Consider the following 671-nt stretch of genomic DNA (forward strand, 5'->3'; position numbering starts at 1 on the left):
GCAATGGATAGTCTTGGCTGGATCGTCATCGCCTTTGGTGCGGCTGCGGCTTATCTCCTCCTGCGACACGACCTGTACGACGCGGCGGTGCTAAAATGGAAAAGCCCATCTGGACCCGATGGATACCACCCTTATGCGGCGTTCTTCGGTTTTCTAACGATCGCAGCAGTGGCGCTTTTCTTTTACGCCTCCGGCTAGCGCGCTGTCTTACGAGGTCCGTTCAGGCCACCTCCGCCCGCAGCCATGCCTTCAGGCCGGCGATGTCGCCGTCACCAATGGCAGCGGCAACGCGCCGGCCGACCGCAGCACCGAATTTGTAGCCATGGCCGGAGCAGGCCGAGACGATCAGGCATCTGCCCTTCTCGTGCGCCATGAATTTCTCGTCGGCGGTGAAGGTGTAGGCGCAGGTGACGACCTCGGTCACCTCATACTCATCGATGCGGGCGATCGGCGGCGAAAACAGGTTGCGGATCGCCTCCCCCTCGCCCGGCACCGGCTCCCGGTTCCAGTCGGCGTCGCTGGTCGGCACCCTGTGGAGCCCGGAACCGAATTTCATGCCGGCGCCGCCGGAGGGCGGGATCACGTAGCCGTCGACCGTGCCGCCGATATCGAGGACGACCGGCGCTGCCAGCCAGGCGGCCTTTAGGTCCGCCGGCGGTTCGACATAGGCA

The 671-nt window shown here is 64.4% G+C and carries 1 protein-coding gene and 1 pseudogene; one reads left to right on the top strand and one right to left on the bottom strand.

The features are described 5' to 3' along the window. A partial coding sequence (locus ACXJ7R_RS35505; protein WP_457155857.1) for a hypothetical protein occupies nt 1–198 on the top strand: 198 nt, incomplete at its 5' end. Between the two features lie 22 nt (nt 199–220). On the opposite strand, the pseudogene ACXJ7R_RS35510 reads toward ACXJ7R_RS35505, so the two are convergent. Further along, a pseudogene (locus ACXJ7R_RS35510) lies at nt 221–671 on the bottom strand (sarcosine oxidase); the annotation flags it as partial.

Source organism: Mesorhizobium sp. P5_C1, from assembly GCF_054049815.1.